The 22,090-nt window shown below is 54.0% G+C and carries 13 protein-coding genes; 4 read left to right on the forward strand and 9 right to left on the reverse strand.

Going from position 1 to position 22,090, the window contains the following annotated elements:
• Window positions 1-85 precede the first annotated feature (85 nt).
• The 3 genes from AC3G2T_RS12675 (at window position 86) to AC3G2T_RS12685 (ending at window position 3,266) form a co-directional block, all read left to right on the forward strand.
• Window positions 86-1,450, forward strand: coding sequence for an ABC transporter substrate-binding protein (locus AC3G2T_RS12675; RefSeq protein WP_488435670.1), 1,365 nt, complete (start codon window positions 86-88; stop codon window positions 1,448-1,450).
• Window positions 1,451-1,538: 88 nt separating this feature from the next.
• Window positions 1,539-2,429 carry a carbohydrate ABC transporter permease gene (locus AC3G2T_RS12680; protein WP_488435671.1) on the forward strand — a complete coding sequence of 297 codons (891 nt, stop codon included), beginning with the start codon at window positions 1,539-1,541 and terminating at the stop codon, window positions 2,427-2,429.
• 12 nt (window positions 2,430-2,441) lie between these two features.
• The gene (locus AC3G2T_RS12685; RefSeq protein ID WP_474682927.1) at window positions 2,442-3,266 is read left to right on the forward strand and encodes a carbohydrate ABC transporter permease; all 825 of its coding nucleotides are present in this window, start codon (window positions 2,442-2,444) and stop codon (window positions 3,264-3,266) included.
• A 131-nt stretch (window positions 3,267-3,397) separates the two neighbouring features.
• On the opposite strand, the gene AC3G2T_RS12690 is transcribed toward AC3G2T_RS12685, so the two are convergent.
• From AC3G2T_RS12690 to AC3G2T_RS12730, 9 genes are all read right to left on the reverse strand, one after another.
• A complete protein-coding gene (locus AC3G2T_RS12690; RefSeq protein WP_488435672.1) occupies window positions 3,398-7,750 on the reverse strand; it encodes an InlB B-repeat-containing protein in 4,353 nt (1,450 codons plus the stop codon).
• A 171-nt stretch (window positions 7,751-7,921) separates the two neighbouring features.
• Complete coding sequence (locus AC3G2T_RS12695; RefSeq protein ID WP_488435673.1) at window positions 7,922-9,061, reverse strand: response regulator; 1,140 nt, start codon at window positions 9,059-9,061, stop codon at window positions 7,922-7,924.
• 44 nt (window positions 9,062-9,105) lie between these two features.
• Complete coding sequence (locus AC3G2T_RS12700; RefSeq protein ID WP_488435674.1) at window positions 9,106-12,237, reverse strand: sensor histidine kinase; 3,132 nt, start codon at window positions 12,235-12,237, stop codon at window positions 9,106-9,108.
• A 29-nt stretch (window positions 12,238-12,266) separates the two neighbouring features.
• Window positions 12,267-12,446, reverse strand: a complete 180-nt coding sequence (locus AC3G2T_RS12705) for a hypothetical protein (RefSeq protein WP_474682923.1) — start codon at window positions 12,444-12,446, stop codon at window positions 12,267-12,269.
• A 708-nt stretch (window positions 12,447-13,154) separates the two neighbouring features.
• Window positions 13,155-13,979, reverse strand: coding sequence for an SDR family oxidoreductase (locus AC3G2T_RS12710; protein ID WP_488435675.1), 825 nt, complete (start codon window positions 13,977-13,979; stop codon window positions 13,155-13,157).
• Window positions 13,980-14,068: 89 nt separating this feature from the next.
• Window positions 14,069-14,368, reverse strand: coding sequence for an ArsR/SmtB family transcription factor (locus tag AC3G2T_RS12715; protein ID WP_488435676.1), 300 nt, complete (start codon window positions 14,366-14,368; stop codon window positions 14,069-14,071).
• A 798-nt stretch (window positions 14,369-15,166) separates the two neighbouring features.
• Window positions 15,167-15,607: an SRPBCC family protein gene (locus AC3G2T_RS12720; RefSeq protein WP_488435677.1), complete on the reverse strand. Its 441-nt coding sequence runs from the start codon at window positions 15,605-15,607 to the stop codon at window positions 15,167-15,169.
• 294 nt (window positions 15,608-15,901) lie between these two features.
• A complete protein-coding gene (gene lacZ / locus AC3G2T_RS12725; protein ID WP_488435678.1) occupies window positions 15,902-18,940 on the reverse strand; it encodes a beta-galactosidase, LacZ type in 3,039 nt (1,012 codons plus the stop codon).
• 30 nt (window positions 18,941-18,970) lie between these two features.
• Window positions 18,971-19,873, reverse strand: a complete 903-nt coding sequence (locus AC3G2T_RS12730) for an ArsR/SmtB family transcription factor (RefSeq protein ID WP_488435679.1) — start codon at window positions 19,871-19,873, stop codon at window positions 18,971-18,973.
• Between the two features lie 160 nt (window positions 19,874-20,033).
• Between AC3G2T_RS12730 and arfA the strand changes: the two genes are divergently transcribed.
• Window positions 20,034-21,539, forward strand: coding sequence for an arabinosylfuranosidase ArfA (arfA, locus tag AC3G2T_RS12735; RefSeq protein ID WP_488435680.1), 1,506 nt, complete (start codon window positions 20,034-20,036; stop codon window positions 21,537-21,539).
• The last annotated feature ends 551 nt before the right edge of the window (window positions 21,540-22,090 follow it).

Consider the following 22,090-nt stretch of genomic DNA (forward strand, 5'->3'; position numbering starts at 1 on the left):
TTTTTTCTACTGACCTGAGCATTGACGCTTTGTTATGATTCCATTAAAGATCGATCATTTCCAATTAGGATTAGGGGGCACTGACATGATTAAAAAGGGCAAATTCGTTCAGACAACCGTTCTGACGGCAGCAATCGCCGCGATCGGCACATTGACCGCATGCGGAGCGAACACGCAATCCGGCGGCACGCAAGGCACAGCTTCTCCGAACGCAACGGCAAGCGACAATAAAAGCGGGCAAGCCGTAACGCTTCGTTTCTTCTCCAACCTGCCAGACCGCAAATCAGGGCAAGGACTCGCCGAACAAATGGCGATCGACAGCTACATGAAAGAAAATCCGAATGTGAAAATCGAAGTCGAAGCGCTCGCCGAAGAGCCTTTCAAAAATAAACTGAAAGCGTACATGGCTTCCAACGAGCCGATCGACCTTACGATGGTGCACGGCGGAGCCGAATTGAGCACGCTCGTCCAAGCCAAATTCGTGAAAGACCTCGATCCCAAGCAGTACGAGGGCGACAAATACAACTTCCTTACCGGGGTTTTCAAATCGTTCACGTTTGACGGTAAAATTTACGGATTGCCGCGCAACAGTGACTACGAAGTCATCTACTACAACAAAAAACTGTTCGCCGACAACGGCGTGAAAGTGCCGACAACGTACGCCGAACTGCTCGACGCAGCCAAAGCTTTCCGCGCAAAAGGCATTACGCCGATGTCCATCAACGGCAAAGACTTGTGGAGCTTCGGGGAACTGTATCAAAACATCGCACAGCGCGTCAACGGCGACCAAAACATCATTCTTGACGCCGTCGACGGAAAGAAAGCTTTTGACAAAGAAGACAGCCTCATTCAGGCAGCCAAGCTGATGAAACAGCTGAGCGATGTGAAAATGTTCCAGGATTCCTTCATGACGGCCGATTACGGCGCATCGCAAAACCTGTTCACGCAAGAGAAAGCCGCTATGTGGTACATGGGCTCCTGGGAAGCGGGCATGGCGACCAACGAGAAATTGTCCCAATCGTTCCGCAACAACCTGGACGTCATCAAATTCCCTGTCGTTGACGGCGGCAAAGGCAAAGAGACCGACCTGCTGGCCTGGAACGGCGGCGGCTATGCGCTGACGACTTCCTCCAAGCATCCGGACGAAGCCAAGAAATTTTTCGATTATCTCATGAGCGCTAACCAATGGCCGAAAAACGCCTGGGACACCGGAGCAGCCGTGCCGGCGCAAAAATATACGCTTACAGGCAAAGAAAGCGACGTGCAAAAGAAACTGACCGACATCCTGGTGAACGCTACCTCGACGGCCGGCGTATCGTTCATCGACTACGGCACCCCTGCTTTCAAGGATGATGTGCAAAACGCATTCGGCAAGTTTTTCGCCGGAACTTCCACACCGGAGCAATTGGTCGGCGATTTGCAGACGGCAGCCGCCAAACAAAAGAAATAACGGATCTACAGTTATATAGAGAGAACAAGTTAAGGACAGGCGGAGTCTCCTGTCCTTTCCTTATATAGCGGAAGGAGTTGAAGAGGCCGTGCAAAAAGTGCTTGGCAATAAGCTGGCGATTTTTGTGTTCGTGTTTCCCGGCATTTTATTGTTTTTACTTACTTTTCTCGCGCCGATCGTTTTGAGCGCGTTTTATTCGCTCACCGATACGCTGGCGCCCGGAACGACGATTCACATGGTCGGACTGCAAAACTATAAAGACCTGCTTTTTAACGACCCGCGGTTTTGGAAATCGCTGCTCAATGCGCTGCTTCTGGGGCTCGGCTGTATTTTCCTGCAGCACCCTATCAGCATATTTTTTGCGATTATGCTGGATCGGATCGGCGGCAGAGCCGAGAAAGTGTTCAGAACGATTTTCTTCATTCCCTGCGTCATTTCGGTCGTCGTCATCTCCAGAATGTGGCTGTCCATCTTGGATCCCGATTTCGGCATTCTCAATAAAATTTTGGACATAACCGGGCTCGGCGCTCTCAAGCACGCTTGGCTGGGCGACACGCATACGGCGCTGGGCGCGCTGCTGTTCGTGCTCATTTGGTCGGGATTCGGCTGGGCGCTGCTGTTCTATTACGCAGGCATCAAAGGAATTCCCGAGGAGCTGTACGAAGCCGCGCATCTGGACGGAGCGTCCGGGCTGAAGCTTCACTGGAAAATTACGCTCCCGCTGCTGTCGCCGGTTATCGCCGTTCAAGTGACGCTCGCGATCGTTACGGCTTTGAAGCAAATGGAAACCGTGTTTCTTACGACGAACGGCGGGCCGGGGGATTCGACCCAATTTTTGGCCGTCTACCTGTACAACAAAGCGTTCGCGGCAAGCCAATACGGATACGCCAACGCGATATCCATTCTCTTTATTCTCGTATGTCTGATCGCCACGTTTATCAGCAACAAGTTGATACGCAGCGATGCGGCAGAATACTAGGCGGTGATAGTGATGAAGAAAAAATACAGAACAACTCTTTGGATTCTGTTCGTCGTCGTAGCCTTCGGCCAATTGTTTCCGTTAATATGGCTTGTCGACTTTTCGTTCAACAGCAGCAACGACTTTTTCTCTTCCAGCATTTTAAAATGGCCCAGCGACCCGCAGTGGCAAAACTACGTAAACGCCTGGGTCGACGGCAAATTTCCGAAATATTTGTTTAACAGCGTGTTCGTATCAGCCGTCACCATCCTTTTGACCGTGTTCCTGTCCTTGTCTTTGGCCTATGCGTTCACCCGGATGAAATGGAAAATGCGCTCGTTCTTTTTTAGCGTCATTTTGCTCGGCATCATGATTCCTATTCACGCAACACTGCTGCCCAATTTCGCCATTTTCAAAAGCCTGGGCCTGACGGATTCGTATCTGGGCTTAATTCTTCCTTACACGGCCGTCTCGGTTCCGCTCGGAACCTTCATCTTATCCGGGTTTTTGCGCAGCATCCCCGGAGCCATCGAGGAATCGGCCGTCATGGACGGATGCAGCATTTACCGCATCGTGTTCCAGATCATCATGCCGCTGACGATGCCCGCGCTGGTCACCTTGGCGGTAACGACGTTCCTGACGTGCTGGAACGAATTTATTATGGCATCGACCTTCCTGAGCAAAGACTCGCTCAAAACGCTGCCGTTCTCCGTCATGAACTTCGCCGGCCAATACTCGTCCGACTACGGCTCGCAATTCGCCGTCATGGTGCTGACCTCGATACCCGCGATCATTATCTACGCGCTGTTCAACGAGCAAATTACAAAAGGCGTTACAGCCGGCGCAGTAAAAGGCTGATTCAGCGGAGTCCGTGACTCCCGGCGATCCGCCCGGCCGGTTCCGGAGCCCAGTTTAATAGAAACGTTGCCTATAGATGAAAAAGGGCCAACCTGACTGAGAAGATCTTGTCAGGTTGGCCCCTAATTTTATTATTGTTGATCTCGAACTTCCAACATTCTGAGCACCATCACTACCGCTTCCGCCCTCGTCGCCGTATCGTTCGGAACGAACTTGTTGCCGCTGCGGCCGCTAACGATGCCCTGTTTGCGAATCAGCTCCACCGTGGCTTTCGCCCACTTCGGAATCTCTCTGTCGTCCGCAAAGCCGGTTGTTGCATTCTCGTCAAGCGAGAACTTCAGCACTCTGGCAATCATGACCGCCATCTCCGCGCGGGTGATCCGCTCATTTGGCCGGAAGCTGCCGTCCTCGTACCCGCTGACAATGCCCGCCTTCACTGCCCGGGCGACCGCTTGCTTCGCCCATGAGCCAATCTGGCCGTTGTCCGTGAATACAGGCGCCTCGCCGGATCCTTCCAATTTCAAGGTACCCGCAAGCATCACGGTAAACTCGGCGCGGGTGACCGGTCCGTTCGGATTGAAAGTGCCGTCCGGATAGCCGCTGACGAAGCCCATGCTGACGGATTGCTTGATATTTGCCTCCGCCCAATGTCCCGAAATATCTCTGAAGTTGACCGGCTGCTTCGTGCCTCCATCCGGGTCTGTCCCTTGGCCTGTTGCGAATACCGCAAATTTTGCAAAGTGGTTGACGTTTACGGTTATTGTATTGCCGTTTACCTCGCCGCCGATATCACCCCAAACCCGCTTCGATTCGTCATAAGAAAATACAGAAGGCTTTTGGTGATCTTTCAAACTTTTCGGATCGAAGGTAAAAGACAGCGTAATCGGCTTGTTGAAGCTCTCCGGAACGTTCTTCAAAATTTCGAATACCGGGCTGGCCAGAACGTATTTGCTCGTAATCAGGTTTTGCTTGTCTGTCACTTTGTCGATCGTTATTTGCAGTTCTTTATTGAAAGCATCGGCTGGAATAAAGATCTTGACCTCATCGCCTAAGCTAAGTTCACCTTTTTTGCCTGCTGGAAGCGTTAATTTGCCGTTTGTCGAAATAACTGTATCACTCGTGGACGTTGATGACGAACCGCTGGATGAACCGCCTCCAGAAGAGCTGCCTCCGGATGAACCGCCCGTATTGTTGACCGTCCACTTCGCATACAGCGTCACATCCGCCGCGCCCATCGGGAATGTTGCTCCCGCCGCGTAGCTCGTTCCGGTGCCGTCTGCCTGCGTGTTCCAGCCCGCGAATGTGGAGCCCGCCTTTGACAGATTGCCGCTGTTGCCGTATACCGACACCGTGACCCCCTGCTCATACGCATTGCTGTCAACCGGTACGCTGCCTGATGCAGCGCCGTTGCCGTTATACGTTACCGTGTAGGTAAGCGTCGGGTTTGATGTCCATTTTGCATACAGCGTCACATTCGCCGTACCCATCGGGAACGTTGCTCCCGCCGCGTAGCTCGTTCCGCTACCGTCCGCCTGCGTGTTCCAGCCCGCGAAGGTGGAGCCCGCCTTTGTCAGATTGCCGCTGTTGCCGTATACCGACACCGTGACCCCCTGCTCATACGCATTGCTGTCGACCGGCACGCTGCCTGATGCAGCGCCGTTACCGTTATACGTTACGGTGTAGGTAAGCGTCGGATTCGATATCCACTTCGCATACAGCGTCACATTCGCCGCACCCATCGGGAACGCTGCTCCCGCCGCGTAGCTCGTTCCGCTGCCGTCTGCTTGCGTATTCCAGCCTGTGAATGTGGAGCCCGCCTTTGCCAGATTGCCGCTGTTACCCTGCACCGTTACCTGCGCTCCTTGCTCATACGCATTGCTGTCGCTTGGTACAGTGCCGCCCGCACTCCCGTTGCCGTTATACGTCACGGTGTAAGTCGGGTTCGCCGTCCACTTCGCATACAGCGTCACATTCGCCGCACCCATCGGGAACGTTGCTCCCGCCGCGTAACTCGTTCCGCTGCCGTCCGCTTGCGTGTTCCAGCCCGCGAATGTGGAGCCAGCTTTTGACAGATTGCCGCTGTTGCCAAGCACCGTTACCGTAACCCCTTGCTCATATGCATTACCGTCGCTTGGCACAGTGCCACCCGTATTTCCGTTGCCGTTATACGTCACGGAGTAAGTCGGGTTCGCCGTCCACTTCGCATACAGCGTCACGTTCGCCGCACCCATCGGGAACGTTGCTCCCGCCGCGTAGCTCGTTCCGCTGCCGTCCGCCTGCGTATTCCAGCCCGCGAATGTGGAGCCCGCCTTTGACAGATTGCCGCTGTTACCAAGCACCGTTACCGTAACCCCTTGCTCATATGCATTACCGTCGCTTGGCACAGTGCCACCCGTATTTCCGTTGCCGTTATACGTCACGGAGTAAGTCGGGTTCGCCGTCCACTTCGCATACAGCGTCACGTTCGCCGCACCCATCGGGAACGTTGCTCCCGCCGCGTAGCTCGTTCCGCTGCCGTCCGCCTGCGTGTTCCAGCCCGCGAATGTGGAGCCAGCTTTTGACAGATTACCGCTGTTGCCTGCCACCGTGACTGTCGTTCCTGAAGTATACATATGACTCGCAGGAACTGTGCCGGAAGAACTCCCATTGCGGTCATAGACCACAGTAAAGAATGGCACAACACTGGACAAATACGGATACCCGTTGTTTTTTCCTCCGCCGATACTCCATGTCGAAGAGAAATTCCATCCGACATAGGTATTTTGCTGACTCATTTCACTTGATAATTTGCCTTCCCCTCTATTGACATCCGATTGACCTGTTGTTTCCTTATCGTAGTAGGAATAGTTAACGGTGGAATCATTTACACCTACAAGTCCGCCGACATTTGTTGTGTTTGCAGCAACTGCGCCTGTCGCATAGGTGATCTCGATTGAGGAGGACTTATTGTATCCCACTAAACCGCCGACATAGTCGTTCCCTGTTACCGCTCCCGTCGCGTAGGAATCACCTATGTAACTCTCGTTGATCCCTACAAGTCCGCCGACATGGTCCTTACCCGTTGCTGCACCTGTCGCATAAGAAAATTGAATGCCGCCCGAAACGCTATTCCAACCTGCTAACCCTCCGGCTTCATTGCCTCCCTGCACATCGCCTGAAGCAAAGGATGTCGTAATTGAACCGCCGTTAAACCCGACAAGCCCGCCTAGATGATCTCTCCCCTCTACTTTGCCCGTGGCATAGGAGTGAATGATTTTACCTCCGGCGGTATTCACGCTAATCAGCCCGCCGACATTATCGCCGATGCCTAAACTTTTTACTGCCCCTGTGGCAAAGGAGTTCGAAACCGTACCGCCGTTGTTGTAACCTACCAGCCCGCCGGCGCCGTATTGGCTGCTTGTTACTGCTCCCGTAGCACGGGAACGCTGAATAGTCCCGTTATTTTTGCCTGCCAGCCCGCCAATATCATTGCTGCCCGTTACCGCTCCTTCGGAATAGGAGTCTGCAATGGACGAAGAATTTTCACCTACAAGCCCGCCGACATTTTGACCGTTGCCTGTTAACGCGCTTGTCGCATAGGAGGCCGAGATAGAACCGTAGTTGTACCCCGCCAGCCCGCCGACTGAAAAATTGCCTGTTACCGTTCCGGAAACATAGGCATTCGCAATAGAACCCGCATTGCTGCCGACAAGAGCGCCGACGCCATTATTCCCGGTTACGTTCACTCCGTTCAAACCGATATTTTGAAGGACAGCGCTCGATGACGTATATCCAAACAACCCTTGATTATCTTCGGCAGGCCGATTCATGAAAAAACCCGTAATCGCCTTCCCGTTCCCATCAAATGTCCCGGTAAACATTGTATTAACCGTTCCAATCGGCACCCAGCCTGCGCCGCCGTTATATCCAGCCCCTCCGCTTGCCAGATATCCGGTTAAGTCAATGTCCGCTACCAGCTTAAAAGAAGCGCCCAAATAGTTCCTTACCCGATTCAGTTGCTCGGCCGTTTGAATTTCGTAAGGGGAGCCGATCGAGCCGTCCCCTCCGGCAAAATCCGCCTTCCACTGCGCATACAGCGTCACATTCGCCGCGCCCATCACGATGGATGCGCCAGCGGCATAGCTTGTTCCGCTGCCGTCCGCTTGCGTATTCCAGCCCGCGAAGGCATAGCTTGTCTTTGTCAGATCACCTGTATTACCCAATACGGTAACGCTATCTCCCTGTTGATACGCAGCGCTGTCAGTCGGCACATTGCCTCCCGTACTGCCATTGCCATCATACATGACGACGTAAGACGGTGCCGAAGCGGTCGCCGCTTGACCCAAAGAGGGGATAACCATAATGGCGCACAGCAGCGCCAGAAGTCCCTTTCCCGAGCGGGACAACCAGCGATTGATTCCCCCAAGCGCGAGTGCCGCAAATGCACCCCCGAGCCAAGATCGCTCATTTTTCCATATTTTGTTTGTTCCTGTAGATCGTTTCATACCGCCCTATCGTCCTCCTCGCATTTTTCGTCAAAAATTGATAGACAACGACAGCATATCAAACCGTCCTCCCAAACCGCTCCCAAAATACGAGCCGTAGAATCAAACACAAAAAAAACAGAGAGTCGCTCTCTGTTTTTCCTGCTGCGTCACTATGCGATGAATCATCTGCTACGCATCCGCCGCTTTATATATAAAAGCTGCCGCTAACTTACGGAGCTCCTCCGCAGGCGCTACGTTAAGTTCCGCTTCCAGCCTTCTGACATACTGCTCGTATTGCGTGTGAAAAGAACCAACCTCCCCGTCTTCGGCATACTGGCGAAGAAGCTCGCCGGTCATTTCCTCATCCAGCGGGGCATGGTGCAAATAGGCGCGCAGCGTCTCCTTCACCGCCGAACGCTCCCCGATTCGCCGATAATAGGCGGTCAACATGCGGGCAAGACCTGCTTGCTGCGCCGCCATTTCGGCAGCCAGACCCGCGCTCCAGCTATAATCCTTGCCGCCGAACAAGGAACCGGTATGAGACCGCAGCAGCTTGGCGGCTTCCGCCGCGTTCCGCTCATCGATCTCCGCCGTACGGTTCATGAAGTCCCGGAAACGCTCCAAATCCGAGAAACCGGGAGATAGCTGCAGACGGTATCCGTCATTGCTGTACAATAAATCCAAGCTCACGCCGGCATCCTTCAGCGCTTTTTTCAACCGGTAAACCGAATTGTGCACATTATGGAGCGCACGATCTTCATCCAAATCCGGCCAGAGCAGGTCGGCCAGCTGCCATTGACCTACAAGCCGGCTCGGATACGCCAGCAAATAAGCAAACAGTTCTTCTGTCTTGCGGGTCGGCCAGTTGATCAAGCTTCCGTCCGAGCCCCTCGTTTCAAATGTGCCGAAGCAGCGCGTGATCAGTTCCTGATCCGCAGCGATAACGGGGCGAAGCGCCGAACGCATGACGTGAAGCTTCAGCAATCTTGCCGCTACCTGCTCCAGATCCTCCGAAGTGATTGGCTTCAGCAAATAATCGACCGCATGGACGCGGAAAGCATCAACCGCATAATCCGGATACGCCGTTGTGAATACGACCTGAAGCTCCTCATTTTGCGCTTTCAGCTTCTCTGCGAGCTGTATGCCGCCCATTTTCGGCATCTCGACATCAAGAAATACGGCGTCGGGTTTCAGCTCCGCATGGCCATCCAGCGCGGCAATCGGACTGGTGAACGCTCCGGCGACTTGCAGCAATGGATGCTCCCCGACAAGTCTCTCCATTAGATCCAAAATCGGTTGCTCATCTTCCACAATCATGACACGAAGCAAGTGTACTCCCCCCCCTACGGCAACAATTTGCAACACGACATATGCTAGCCGGCCGCATTCGCCGCCTCTCGTTTCGGCAAATAAACGACGACCCTTGTTCCTTTTTTCAAGGCTGAATCAATGGATACGCTCGCACCCGGCAAGGACATCAGCCGTTTGCGAACATTGGTCATTCCAATGCCGGAACCATCCGGACGTTCGCCTGCATTCAACTGATACAGCACATCATCTGCCATGCCTACGCCGTCGTCGATAATTTCGAACCGGATATGCCCGTTTCCGTCCGTAATCGATAACGTCACGGTTCCGGCGCCATCCTTTTCAAAAATGCCATGCCGAATCGCATTCTCAACGAATGGCTGGATTGTGAAAGAAGGGATAACGGCCGATTCCAACCCGGCATCCTGCTGCAGTTTGAAGGATAGGCGATCGCCAAACCGCGCCTTCTCAATCTCTACATAAGCCCGAATAAGTTCCAGTTCTACGTTTAGCGGCACATACGGCGCGTGAAGATCCCGCTGAAACACCGTTCGCAAATAGCGGCTCAGCATGGAGAGAAGGTAAGCCGCTTTCTTTCCATCCGTGTAACAGAAAGAAACGATGCTGGTAATCGCATTGTACAGAAAATGCGGCTTGATCTGCGCTTGAAGAAAAGCGATCTCGTTGCGCATGGCTTGATCCATCGAGGTTTTCATCGACAATAACGTCCGAACCCGCGCGGCTAACGTCTTCGCATCGAACGGCTTGGCGATAAAATCGTTCCCTCCGGCCCTGAAGCAAAGCTCGATATCGTACAAGGAATCCCTCACCGTGGCAAAAAGGACAGGCAGTTCGAGCACGGAGCGCGTTTCCCGTACGGCTTGGCATAAGTCGATACCCGAGATTTCCGGCATCATGACATCCACAATCATCAGATCGACGCGCGGGTAGGCCTCCAGCTTTTGAAGCGCCTCCTTGGCGGAAAAAGCCGTCAAAACGTTATACTCGTCGCTCAGCAAGTTGAGTAAAATTCTCACGTTGGACGCTTCGTCGTCGACAACCAGTATCGTATTCTCCCGCATCGGATCGACGACATCCAGTTGCATCTGGAGCATGGAGGTCATCCTGCTTCCGGATACCGATGATAACAACGATGGCGCGGCCGGTTGATCATTGACGCCTTGAGCAACCGGCAGGGTAAAGGTCATTCGTGTACCTTGCCCCGGTTCGGACCGCTCAACAAAAATACGGCCGCCCATTCGCTCAATCAGCTGCCGGCTGATATATAGACCGAGTCCCATCCCCGTATAGCCGTCGTTCGGCAAAACCTGATCCGCCTGCTCGAAGTAGCCGAAAATCGCTTCATGGCTTTCCGGCGGTATGCCTACCCCCGTATCCTCAACCGACACGACCACCCGGTCTTCCGCCCATGCGGCGCTGATTTCGATACGCCCTTTTTTCGTATGTTTCATGGCATTGTGAATCAGGTTATACAGCACCTGCCTTACCCGATTCTCATCCGCAGCGGCTATTGTGCCGGGCGGAATACGGTTCTCCCAACGCACATCCTTGCCGGTAAGCTCAAATTCCAGCACTTGGAACGCCGTCTCGGCGGCGACGCGAATATCCACCGCTGTCTGCTCCAGCAGCAGATCGCCATGCTTCAACCGGACAACATCGACCAGGTCGTTCACGAGCGCTGACAGCTTGGTCGACGTATCGTGAATGAGCAAAAGCTCCGTCCGCTGCCTATCGGATAACGTGCCGGCTTTGCCGTCGAGTAAACAGGAAGCGATGTTCTGGATGCCGTGAAGCGGCGTTTTCAACTCATGCGACGTATTCGCCAAAAATTCGTCCTTCAGCTTGTCGCGAGCAAGCAACTGCCCCGTCAACTTCTCGTTCTGCTCTGTTGCAGAGGTCAGACGCAGCGCGAGCAGCGTATTCATGAACATAATGACGGCAAGAAAAGCCATCCGTCGTCCCATGTCCGTCTGAACCAGATCGAGCGAGTAGAGGACTCCGACAAGCAGGATCATGGTGACGGAGATCAGCATGCCGACCACCAAAAAGGATTCCTTGTGCTTCAGTTGTCCGTCCTTCTTCAAGCCAAGTCTGATGGCCCGGTACAAGTAGAAAGCAACCACCAGCGTAACGTAATCCCAAGGCAAATTGCCAACCTTGGAGTATGCCTCGTAAGGCAGAACAAGGACGGTTCCCAAATAAAGAGCGATCGGCGAAAGCAGCAAGGCAAGATGCCTGCGTGTCAGCAGCTTGCCGTCCAGATGATGGAGGAAGATGCCGAGTACGGCAATGTTCGAAAATCCGCCAAGATTATACATTTTGTGATAAAATTCATTTGAAATGCCCGGCACGAGCTGCAGCACAAATTTGTCGCCATCCAGCACGACGAGCACCATCAAAGTTAGAAAATACAGCCCGCTGTAAAGGTACGCCTTGTCTTTCAGGCGCATGACGTAAATGCTGAGGTGATACCCGCCAAACAGAAGCAGGATGAACAGGCCGAAAAATTCGAATGCAAACAAAATTTGGCCTAACCGTAAAATATCGGCCTGCGAACCGAAGTATAAATCCTCGAAGCCGCCGCCATTCGACAGGGTGAAATTGGCCACTTGCAGGATGATTTCCATCTCCGGCCCTTGTACCCAGGCGAACGTGCTGTAAGGTTTGTTTTCAGCCTTGTAATCATGGTTGGCAGCAGCGGTCGGGTTGCCTCCATTGCCAAGCAATAGGCCGTTCACGTAAAGGCGGTGCGACGAGTGAACGTTTGACACCCGGAACCCGTACTGGCCGCCAGTCTCGGGCAGCTTCACGGTTAACCGATAGGTTCCGTATGCCGTCTGGCTTGCTTTGTCGACAGGAATGCTGCTGTACCATGCATTCGGAATTTGGGCGGAATAGGAAGACGCGTTTGTTGTTCGCCCATTACGGAAATCATCCGGCGTAAAGAGTTCATTCGGGTAAAAATTCCACTCTCCGTTGAGCGCAATAAAGCTTTTCTGTCCGAAATCCCACCGGCTCAGATCGAGAACGCCCTGCCGTGCTTCCGGTGCCGTCCGGTCAGGAACGGTATATTGGTACAGCGCGATCAGAAGAACGAACGAGATCAGCGGAATGAGCGCAAGCCCCGCCGCCCGATAGCCGAAACGTATTCCCTGCCGTAAACTCAAGCTTCTCATCGCCGCCCTCCCAATCCCGTCTTCGGCTTTCAGCATGTTCCCTCAGCCAGATACGCCGGAATGTCGCGCGGAGGAGCAATCAAGACCCGGAACTGCGGGGCACCCGGCTCGCCGTTTGCAGCATGCATAGCGTTTACCGTCAGATTAATCTGCGAAGAGCGCGTGCCATGAAAATAAAGAAGCGATAAATCAATAGAGGAAGATTCCATTCCAAGACATCTCCTTGCAACATTGTTCCGTGGTGCTTATATGCTGAATCATACCATAGCATACTCCTAATATCCTCACTGTTTTGAAAAGAGTCGGCAACTGCAAAGTCGCCTTGTACAACATTCTATAAGAACGTAATCCCAAAATACTCACAAAAAACGAGGCCTGATAACATCCCTGCTCCTAATCAGGATTTAGCATATCAATCCAACAGCCCGGGGACGAACATCTCCCGCCTGCCGCTGCCGAGAAATCCAATAAGCGCGCCGATCGAAAGTCCAAATAACATAAACCCTGGCGTAAAAAAGACAGATGGCGATTTGGCTCATCCGAGTGTGAAACTGACGTTTGCCGATTTTGATCGGTTATTTGCCTTGCAGACTCTAGCCGTAGAGTGGACGATTTATTTATCCCGGTATATAGTCTACCAACCACCAGAATTTGGTTAATCAACAAGCCTGCAAAAGTGCAGGTTTTTGCTCCTTCTGGCGCTTGCTCCGGCATTATTCCTGCAAATGTGCAGGCTTTCTCGCTCCTACACCGGGCTCAGGCCCATTGGGCCGGAAATTCCTGCACAATCGCAGGTTTTTCCTTACAGCAGACCACTTCCACGGGAAATTCCTGCACTATTGCAGGTTTTGCAGGCTAACCAAGCCCATTCCTACAAAAAAAGCAGAATGCCGCAAAATCGCCGCACTCTGCTTTTTTTACGTGTTCAGGCCCTTCTCTAGGTTGCGCCGCACCAGCGCGAAGAACCAGCTTTCGGGCAAAATTTTGCGCAGCGGCAGCAGCCAGGGCGCCGGGTCGCCTACAGGATAGCGCAGACGTCCGGAGCCATCGGTTGCCGCTTTGTATATCGCGCTCGCTACTACGTCCGGCGATTCGCCTTCTGCTCCGAAGCTTTGCGTATTGCGGAATACCGTCTGGAAGTAATCCCGGTAATCCGTCAATTTTTCGTCACCGGCCATGTCCTGGGAGCGGGAATAAAAATCCGTCTTGATAACCCCGGGTTCAATAATTTTCACCCGAATGCCCAGCGTCCGCAGCTCAAAATGAAGCGACTCCGAGAACCCCTCCACCGCCCATTTGGAACTGTGATAGAGACTGTACAGCGGAAAGGTGACTTTCCCTCCGATAGAGGCAATATTGATGATGATGCCACTGCGATTGCTCCGAAAATGGGGCAGGATGGCCGCAGTCACGTTCATCAGCCCGAATACGTTCGTTTCAAATTGGCGGCGGATTTGCTCGGATGTAAAAGCTTCGAAAATCCCGACCGAGCCATAGCCCGCGTTGTTGACAACAACGTCGATTTTGCCGAAATGAGCGACCGCCTCGCGTACGGCATCCTGTATGCTGTCCGTATCCGTCACATCCAGCTTAAAAAGCTTCAAATTCCCGCCGGTCAATTGCCGTTCCTCTTCCGGCCTTCTCATCGTCGCCGCCACATTCCAGCCTTGCCGCAAAAACAGCTGGGCAATCGATCTCCCGATACCGGACGAAGCCCCGGTGATGAACACGGTTTTGCTCATGACCTATTCCTCCCCAAATTTCGATTCGTTTAATCATATAAACATATTATCCAAAAAAATTCGCTCCCACCGCAAGGCAGCAGCAATTATCAGCACTCCGTTTCAATGGCGTGAATCAGTTCCTTCAACTTGTCCAAAGTGTTGTCCAATGTCAGGGAATAGTACCTCTGTGTGCCGGATTGTTTTGCGAAAACGAAGCCGTTGTCGCGCAGCACCTTCAAATGATGCGAAATCGCAGGGCGGGACAGCGCCGAGCTCTCGGCGATTTCATTCACAGTCAACTGCTCGCGTTCGGCAAGCAGCAAAATAATATCCTGCCTGGCCGGGTCCATCATGGCCTGAAATAAAGGGATGCAGGAACGGAACGTTTCCATCGCTTTTTGCCCCATGTGCCGTTGTTCTCCCCTTTAATGTTTATATGTTTAAACATATTAAAACAAACCACCTAGCCATTGTCAAGCGCGACTGGTAAAAAAGCGGATGCTTCCCGGTCCCGGATGGAATCCGACACATCCGCAAGCCGGTCAGACGCGGTATATCGACAGCCTCCGGTACAGCCGCTTCGCTCCTAGCCCGTCGGTCCTCTGCCGGAAGAGAGCACGGGCCTTGGTTTGGCCCAAGCTCGCCGCCAGTCCGGGCCCGACTCCCGCCTTAGCTCGATCCCGAATCGGTCTTGGTTCCGGCCCCCCGGGCCGACCTCAGCTTGAACTCGGCTCGACCTCAACCCCTGCCACGGCTTGACCCCGGTTCGCCCCAGGTTTGCCTGGTTCGCCCCCCCTTCGCCGGGAAAACCTGCAAAAGTACAGGAATTTGAGGCTGGAATCCCTCATCTGAGTGAAAAGCCTGCAAATGTGCAGGCTTTAGTCATAATCTCAGCTGGAATGTAGGTTTGCCGCTCAAAAAACTGCATTTTTACAGGAATAATGCATTCCGGGACGTTCGAGCAGTGAAAAAGATGTATTTTTGCAGGAATTTATCACCTGCAAAATAATTGCAGGCTGTCGCCGGACCATAGCGGGTGTACGTCATCACCCGCAAGGCCATGGCGAGTATGCGCCTCCTCGCGCAGGGTATGGCGGGTTTGCACCACCACGCACCGGGCCATGGCGAGTGTCCGCCACCACACGCCGGGCCGGCCAAGCGCGGTCGAACTACACCGTTCGACCACGCCCCCGCACCGATCGGCGCTAGCCGGTCATCCGCTGATCCAGCTGAGCAAGCACATGCGGCCAAGCCTCTTCATGCGCGTTTTTCGCTGCTTCATCGGGAAATCCGGCATGTGTGAGGCGAAGCCTTGTCCCGCTTCCGTGAGGCTCAAGCTCGACCGTGACTACCGTCTCGGCTCCTTTGGTCCCCGAAGTCAGCCACGTCAACTCGACGAGCCGATCGCGTTCCAGTCTGAGGAACCGTCCGTAATGCGGATGCCGGTTCCCGTCATAATGGGTCTCGAAAAAGAAGACGGCGTTGACCTCGCCCTTCATCAGCACCGACCCGGGCGCCGCAAACCAGCGGTCGATCTGCACCGTCCACGCCCGAAACAGCACGTCGGGCGCTGCCTCCATCAGGCGTTCCGCCGTCAGACCGAACGGCCTCGATGAAAGATCAGGCATAGCAATTGGCTGCGTCATGCTATTCTCAATTCCTTTCGCTGCAATATGAACCCGTTTAGTTTATAGTAATACGGCAACCGATATACCGAAAGAACTCATTTCCCCAACCGGGTGAAGTCTCCCCGCAAGCACGATCGTATGATTCAGCAACCACACGCAGCCCCCAGCACGCGGTGCGACATCGCATGAAGGTGGTCAACCACGCGGGGTTCAGCCATCCCCAAAGCGGCTTGTCCAGTGCCGCCGCTTAAACGCACCAAAAAAGCCGGAACAGGCCGACGTGGCGCTATCCCAGCTTTCTAGTCCATTCACTTACAGCGGATGAATATTGAATTCAAATTCCAAATCCTGATCGGCTTGGATCAGGTACTCCTCGTGCACCGGCGCGCCCCAGCTGTCGTCGCCGCCAACGCCCATCTGTCTGCCCGCCACCGTGACGACGGTATAGTGCACGTTCGGCAGCTCGTAATGATGGTACGCATTTTCCAGCTCGAAAGCGGTATACGGCGAAATATTGCACTCCACCGGCTGCGCGGCCGGCGAAGTAATCCGCAGTCCGTGGCCGTCGGCGTTCGTGATCGATACACGGCGGACGCCTGTCCGGTTGCCCGATTCCTGCGGCACGACGTAACCTGACACGTTGTCTGCCGCGTTATTGCGGAATACGCCGAGTCTGGCGCCGAAGGCGCGGTCGATGTAGTTCTCTTCCGGCCCCATCGCGTACCAGTCCAAACCGGAGTAATCGGCGGGAACTTTGAACGACAGTGCGAAAATCGGCAGCTTCGGCAGGCCCGCCGCCCCTTCGTAGCGCGATTTGACGTTCAGGCTGCCGTCGGCATACACCGTATAGGCGACAGTCGCCTGAATGTCCGCGCTGATGCTGAACTTGTAGCGGAACGTAACGGTGACGCTGCCCTCATGCTCCAGTTCCATCAGTTCGACCCCGACGCATTTGCGCGTCAGGCTGGCGGCGAACCAGACGCCGGAATCGTAGCCGAGCGAAAAGCCTTTGTCATTATCGGTCGTCGCCCGCCAGAACAGCGGCGCCGGAGGGATGCTGATCATTTCCCGGCCCGCGTAGTTGAGCGAGATCAGGCTTCCCGCCTGCTTCGAGAACATGATGCTGAAATTGCGGCCGTGCACGCCTATGTTCACATCGCCTTCCACAACGCGGATCGAACCTTCGGGACGGGCAGGCGCCGCCTGGCTTTCAACCCGAAATACGTGCTGTCCGAACGAAGTCTCGTATCCCGCCTCAGCCCAAAGCGTACTCTCCTTCAAATGGAGCGACGCATGAATGGCATACTCCCCGGGCTCGTCCGCGGACGGCAGTTCGAACGGCACGTACCCTTCGCTCTGCGCGGGCACATGGACGCTGCTGCTGCTGCGGAATATTTCCTTGCCTTCATGATAAAGCGCAACGGCCAGTTCATACGCATCCGTGCCTTCAAACAAATTCTCGTTCGTCACTTTCACGCCTTTGCGATCAGGCACAAGCTTGATGTTCTGGTACAGGAACTTCACTTCCTGCATTTTCGGCGATTCTTTGCGGTCCGCATAGACGATGCCGTTCGTGCAAAAATTGTAATCGGTCGCACGGTCGCCAAAGTCGCCGCCGAAAGCGAGAAACTCTTTGCCGTAGCGGTCTTTTTTGACGATGACCTGATCGATATAATCCCAGATAAAACCGCCTTGATACATGGCGTATTTCCGCTCCAGCTCCGTATATTTATGCATGCCTCCCAGCGAATTGCCCATAGCGTGCATATACTCGCAGCTGATGTAAGGCTTTTGCGGGTTATCGTTCAAATACGCCTCGATATCCGCAGGCTTCGCGTACATCCGGCTTTCCATATCGCTTGTATCGTTATACTCACGGTTATGAAAAACCCCTTCATAATGAACAAGCCGGCTGGGGTCCGTCTCGCGGAAATAGTTCGATACGTTCAGCAGCACTTCCCCTGCATACGACTCGTTCCCGACCGACCAGATCAAAATGGAAGGATGGTTTTTGTCGCGCTCGACCATTGATATGGCCCGGTCCATCGAGATATCCTGCCATTCCGGCTTATTTCCCGGGACGTTCCATGACGGTTCGACCGCACCCATTTTTTGCCATGAGCCGTGCGATTCCATGTTCATCTCGTCAATGACATAGATGCCATATATGTCGCACAGTTCGTACCATAGCGACTGGTTCGGATAATGCGACGTCCGGACGGCGTTCAAATTGTTGCGCTTAAGCGTGGCGATATCCCACAGCATGTCTTCCTTCGTAATCGCCCGTCCTCTGCGCGGGTTGAACTCGTGACGGTTCACGCCTTTGAAAACGATGCGTTTGCCGTTCAGATGCATAATTTTTTCGATCATTTCGAATTTGCGGAAGCCGACCTTTTGCACTACCGCCTCGACAAGCTTGCCGGCCTGATCGTAGGCGCTTATGTACAGATCGTACAAGTACGGGTTCTCCGCGCTCCACGGAACAACCTTCCCTGCGTCCGCAGACAGCGATACGGCATCGGCCGAACGCACATCCGACTTGGCCGCCGCCACGGAACGCCCCTGCGCATCCTTCAATTCAAGCGCAAAGCTAGCTTGCTGCGCGCCCGACAGCTTCAAATCTACGCGAAGACTTCCGTTCGCATAAGCGGCATCCAGATCGGCATGGACAAAGAGGTCCGATACGTGAATGTCCGGCAAGGCATACAAATACACGTCGCGGAAAATGCCCGAAAAGCGCCAAAAATCCTGATCTTCCAGCCAACTGCCGGTGCTTCTTTGGTACACTTCAACCGCCAGTTTGTTTTCGCCATCCCGGAGAAACGGCGTCAAGTCAAATTCCGCCGGCGTAAAGCTATCTTCGCTGTAGCCGACAAATTCGCCGTTCAACCATACGAAAAAGGCCGACTCCACGCCCTGGAACGAGATGCAGACAGGCCTTCCTTTCATATTGGCAGGCACCGTAAAACAGGTGACATAGCTGCCGACCGGATTATGATCCTCCGGGATCGCCGGCGGGCGGATATCGTTGTGCCCGTCCCACGGGTACATCGTATTTACATATTGCGGCTTGCCGTGGCCCTGCAGTTGGATATGTCCGGGCACATCAATGCTGCCCCAGCTCCCGCAATCGTAATCAAGCTCGTAAAACCGCTCGGGGCGGTCGGCAGGCTTCACGGAATAGCTGAACTTCCAGCTGCCGTTCAGATCGTGCCGCAGCGCCATCGGCGCATACGCTTCCGCCTCCTCCAGCGTTTCGTAGTAACGATGATCGGAATGCGCCGGCAGGCGGTTCACCGCGAATACGCTCACATCGGTGAGCCAGCTCAGGCTTGGCTTGGTCAATTTCATTTCCGTATTCCCCCATTGGATGATTTTCAATTACTCATAATAACTGCGAACGACGATGTCCTGATCGTAATTGCCGAACCCTTTGCCGTATAAAGTCAGTCCACCCCGGCCCTGGGCCACGTCCTCGGCGCTAATCCGCAAAGTCCACTGCGTGTTTTCCCACTCTACATCCTTGATCGTAACATCGGAAATTTGCTGGCCGTCTATAAAGGTGCCGTTCGCATTGATGCGAACCACTTTCAATAAACCGTACTGATTGACGTCACTTTGCCACCAATCCGGTGTCAGCCTGCCTCTCATCCGCCCAAAATCGCCGGGACTCGTCCATACGCCGAGCAGCCGGTCATTGATCGTAAAACGAATATCGGATGGCCAATTGTCATTGATCATGGGAGCCTCGGAGCCGATTTCCAGCGAAATCTCGATTTCCTGTACGAGTTGGTCTTTGAACAAATAGTTGGGTATTTTGTATTCGACAAAACCTCTGGCAAACCATAGAATGCCGGCATGAACACGTTCGGGATCGAGAAAATAGGTTGGATTGTCGTAGTGGCCGATGATGTTCGCGGTCGTTGCGATGCCGCACGTAGGCGAGACTGCAAAATCCGTGTAATGCCCGACAGGCACGGAAACTTCAACGAATTTCCTGGAGGAAACGGCCGGACGGGACAAGCGGATTTGCAAATATTCCGTCGACAGCGAGCAAAATTTGTACGTCCCGCCGTTAAGCCTTTTCATTTTGCAGCTGACAAGCCCTGCCTGTTGTAATTTGTTGACATGCGTGCTGACAATCGCGCTGCTGAGATACAGCTTGGCCGCCAACTCCTTGATATGCATCTCTTTTACATACAACAAGTCGATAATTTGCAGCCGAACCTCGCTCGCCAAAGCCTCGTACACCCGAAGCGACTCCGCATCCGTTGATAAATACATAATAACCCATCTCACCTCCAATAAGCAATTTAGTTAATTCAACGAACAATTGCCCGTATGATATTGAATGCTTTTCTTTATTATGATAAATATGAAATAGAATATCAATGACTTTGGATTAATTTATTTATTAATTCAAAAATGGGAGGACATTCATTCAATGCCTATAAAATCGACGATGCTTATCGACAAAAATTTCACCGTTTCTGCCGTAGATCCCCGGCTTTACGGATCGTTTATCGAGCATTTGGGGCGCGCCGTATATGGCGGCATTTATGAGCCCGGCCATCCGGCTGCGGATGAGAACGGCTTCCGGCGCGATGCGCTGGATGCGATCCGTGCCCTGAACGTTCCCATCATCCGCTATCCCGGGGGAAATTTCGTATCCGGCTACAATTGGGAGGACGGCGTCGGCCCGAAGGCAGAGCGGAAGCGTCTGTTGGAGCTGGCCTGGTGGACGACGGAAACGAACGAAGTCGGAACGAATGAATTCGCGGACTGGGCCAAGCTGGTCGGCTCGGAAGTCATGATGGCCGTCAATCTCGGCACGCGCGGCGTCGATGCCGCCAGAAATTTTGTCGAATACTGCAACCATCCCTCCGGCTCTTACTGGAGCGATCTGCGCATCTCCCACGGCTACAAAGAGCCGCACAAGTTCAAAACATGGTGCCTCGGCAATGAAATGGACGGCCCTTGGCAAATCGGCGCCAAAACCGCCGTAGAATACGGCCGGCTCGCCAATGAAACGGCCAAAGTGATGCGCTGGGTCGACCCGTCCATCGAGCTTGTGGCGTGCGGCAGCTCATCGAGCGGCATGAGCACGTTCGCCGAATGGGAAGCTACCGTGCTCGACCTCGCCTACGATCAAGTGGACTTTTTATCCTTGCATACTTACTACAATAACAATGAGAACGATTCCGCCAATTTCCTGGCAAAATCGCTCGATATGGATCAATTCATCTCCAGCGTGGCCGCTATTTGCGATTACGTAAAAGCGAAAAAACGCAGCAAGAAAAAGCTCATGCTTTCCCTGGACGAGTGGAACGTCTGGAACTCCATCGGTTCCAGCCGCGCCGAGGAACGCTGGCAAGTGGCTCCGCCGGAATTCGAAGACGTGTACACGCTGGAAGACGCGCTGGCCGTCGGCTGCTTCCTTATCACGCTGCTCAAGCACGCCGACCGCGTCAAAATGGCGTGCATCGCGCAGCTGATCAACGTAATCGCGCCGATTATGACGGAAAACGGTGGCCCGTTGTGGCTGCAAACCACATACTATCCGTATCTTCACGCTTCGCTGTACGGCAGAGGAACCGTGCTTCACTCCGTCGTCTCATCGCCGAAATACGATTCCAAAGACTTCACCGATGTTCCGTATTTGGAAGCAATCAGCGTGTTCAACGAAGAGCAGGGCGAAGTGACGATTTTCGCCGTGAACCGCCACCTATCCGAAGCGCTCGAGCTTGACGTCGACGTCCGCAGCTTCGGCGAAGTCGGCATCCTCGAACACATCGTGCTGGAGCATACGGATATTAAAGCGGCCAACACCAAAACGAACCCTGCCCATGTCGTCCCGCACAACAGAGGCAACGCCAAAACCGAGAACGGCCATGTAAAAGCCGTACTCGGCCAAGCTTCCTGGAACGTGCTGCGGCTCCGGATCAAATAACGTGCCCCCGCTGCGGGGGCACGATCGCAGCGGCGCCGCTCGGCGGAACGAGCGAGGCCACGGCTGCGGCGGAGCCGCTTGGCGGCGCGAGCGAGGCCACGGCTGCGGCGGAGCCGCTTGGCGGCGCGAGCGAGGCCACGGCGGCGGCGGCGCGAGCGAGGTCGCGCTTGCGGCGGCGCCGCTCGGCGAAACGAGCGAGGCCACGCGCTTGCGGCGGCGGCGCTCGGCGAAACCGCTCGCCGGGGAGGCTCTGCTCCATGCTACGATAGCGAACGCCTAAGCAATCCGGGGAGGCAAAACGGCTCGACTGCCGGCAAAAGCCTGCAAAAGTGCAGGTTTTTTCGTACGAAACGACTGGTTTTGAGGAAAAGCCTGCAATTGTGCAGGAATTTCCGGTTAAATGGACCCAAACCCTGCACTTTAGCCGAAAAACCTGCAGATTTGCAGGAATTATTCAAAACCAGCGCATCCAGCAGCAAAAAGATGTATTTTTGCAGGTTTTCTGCGGGGTGCCAGTGATGCAATAGCTCTAAGCGGGCAAGTGTATAGTC

The sequence above is a fragment of the Paenibacillus sp. sgz302191 genome (assembly GCF_057749925.1).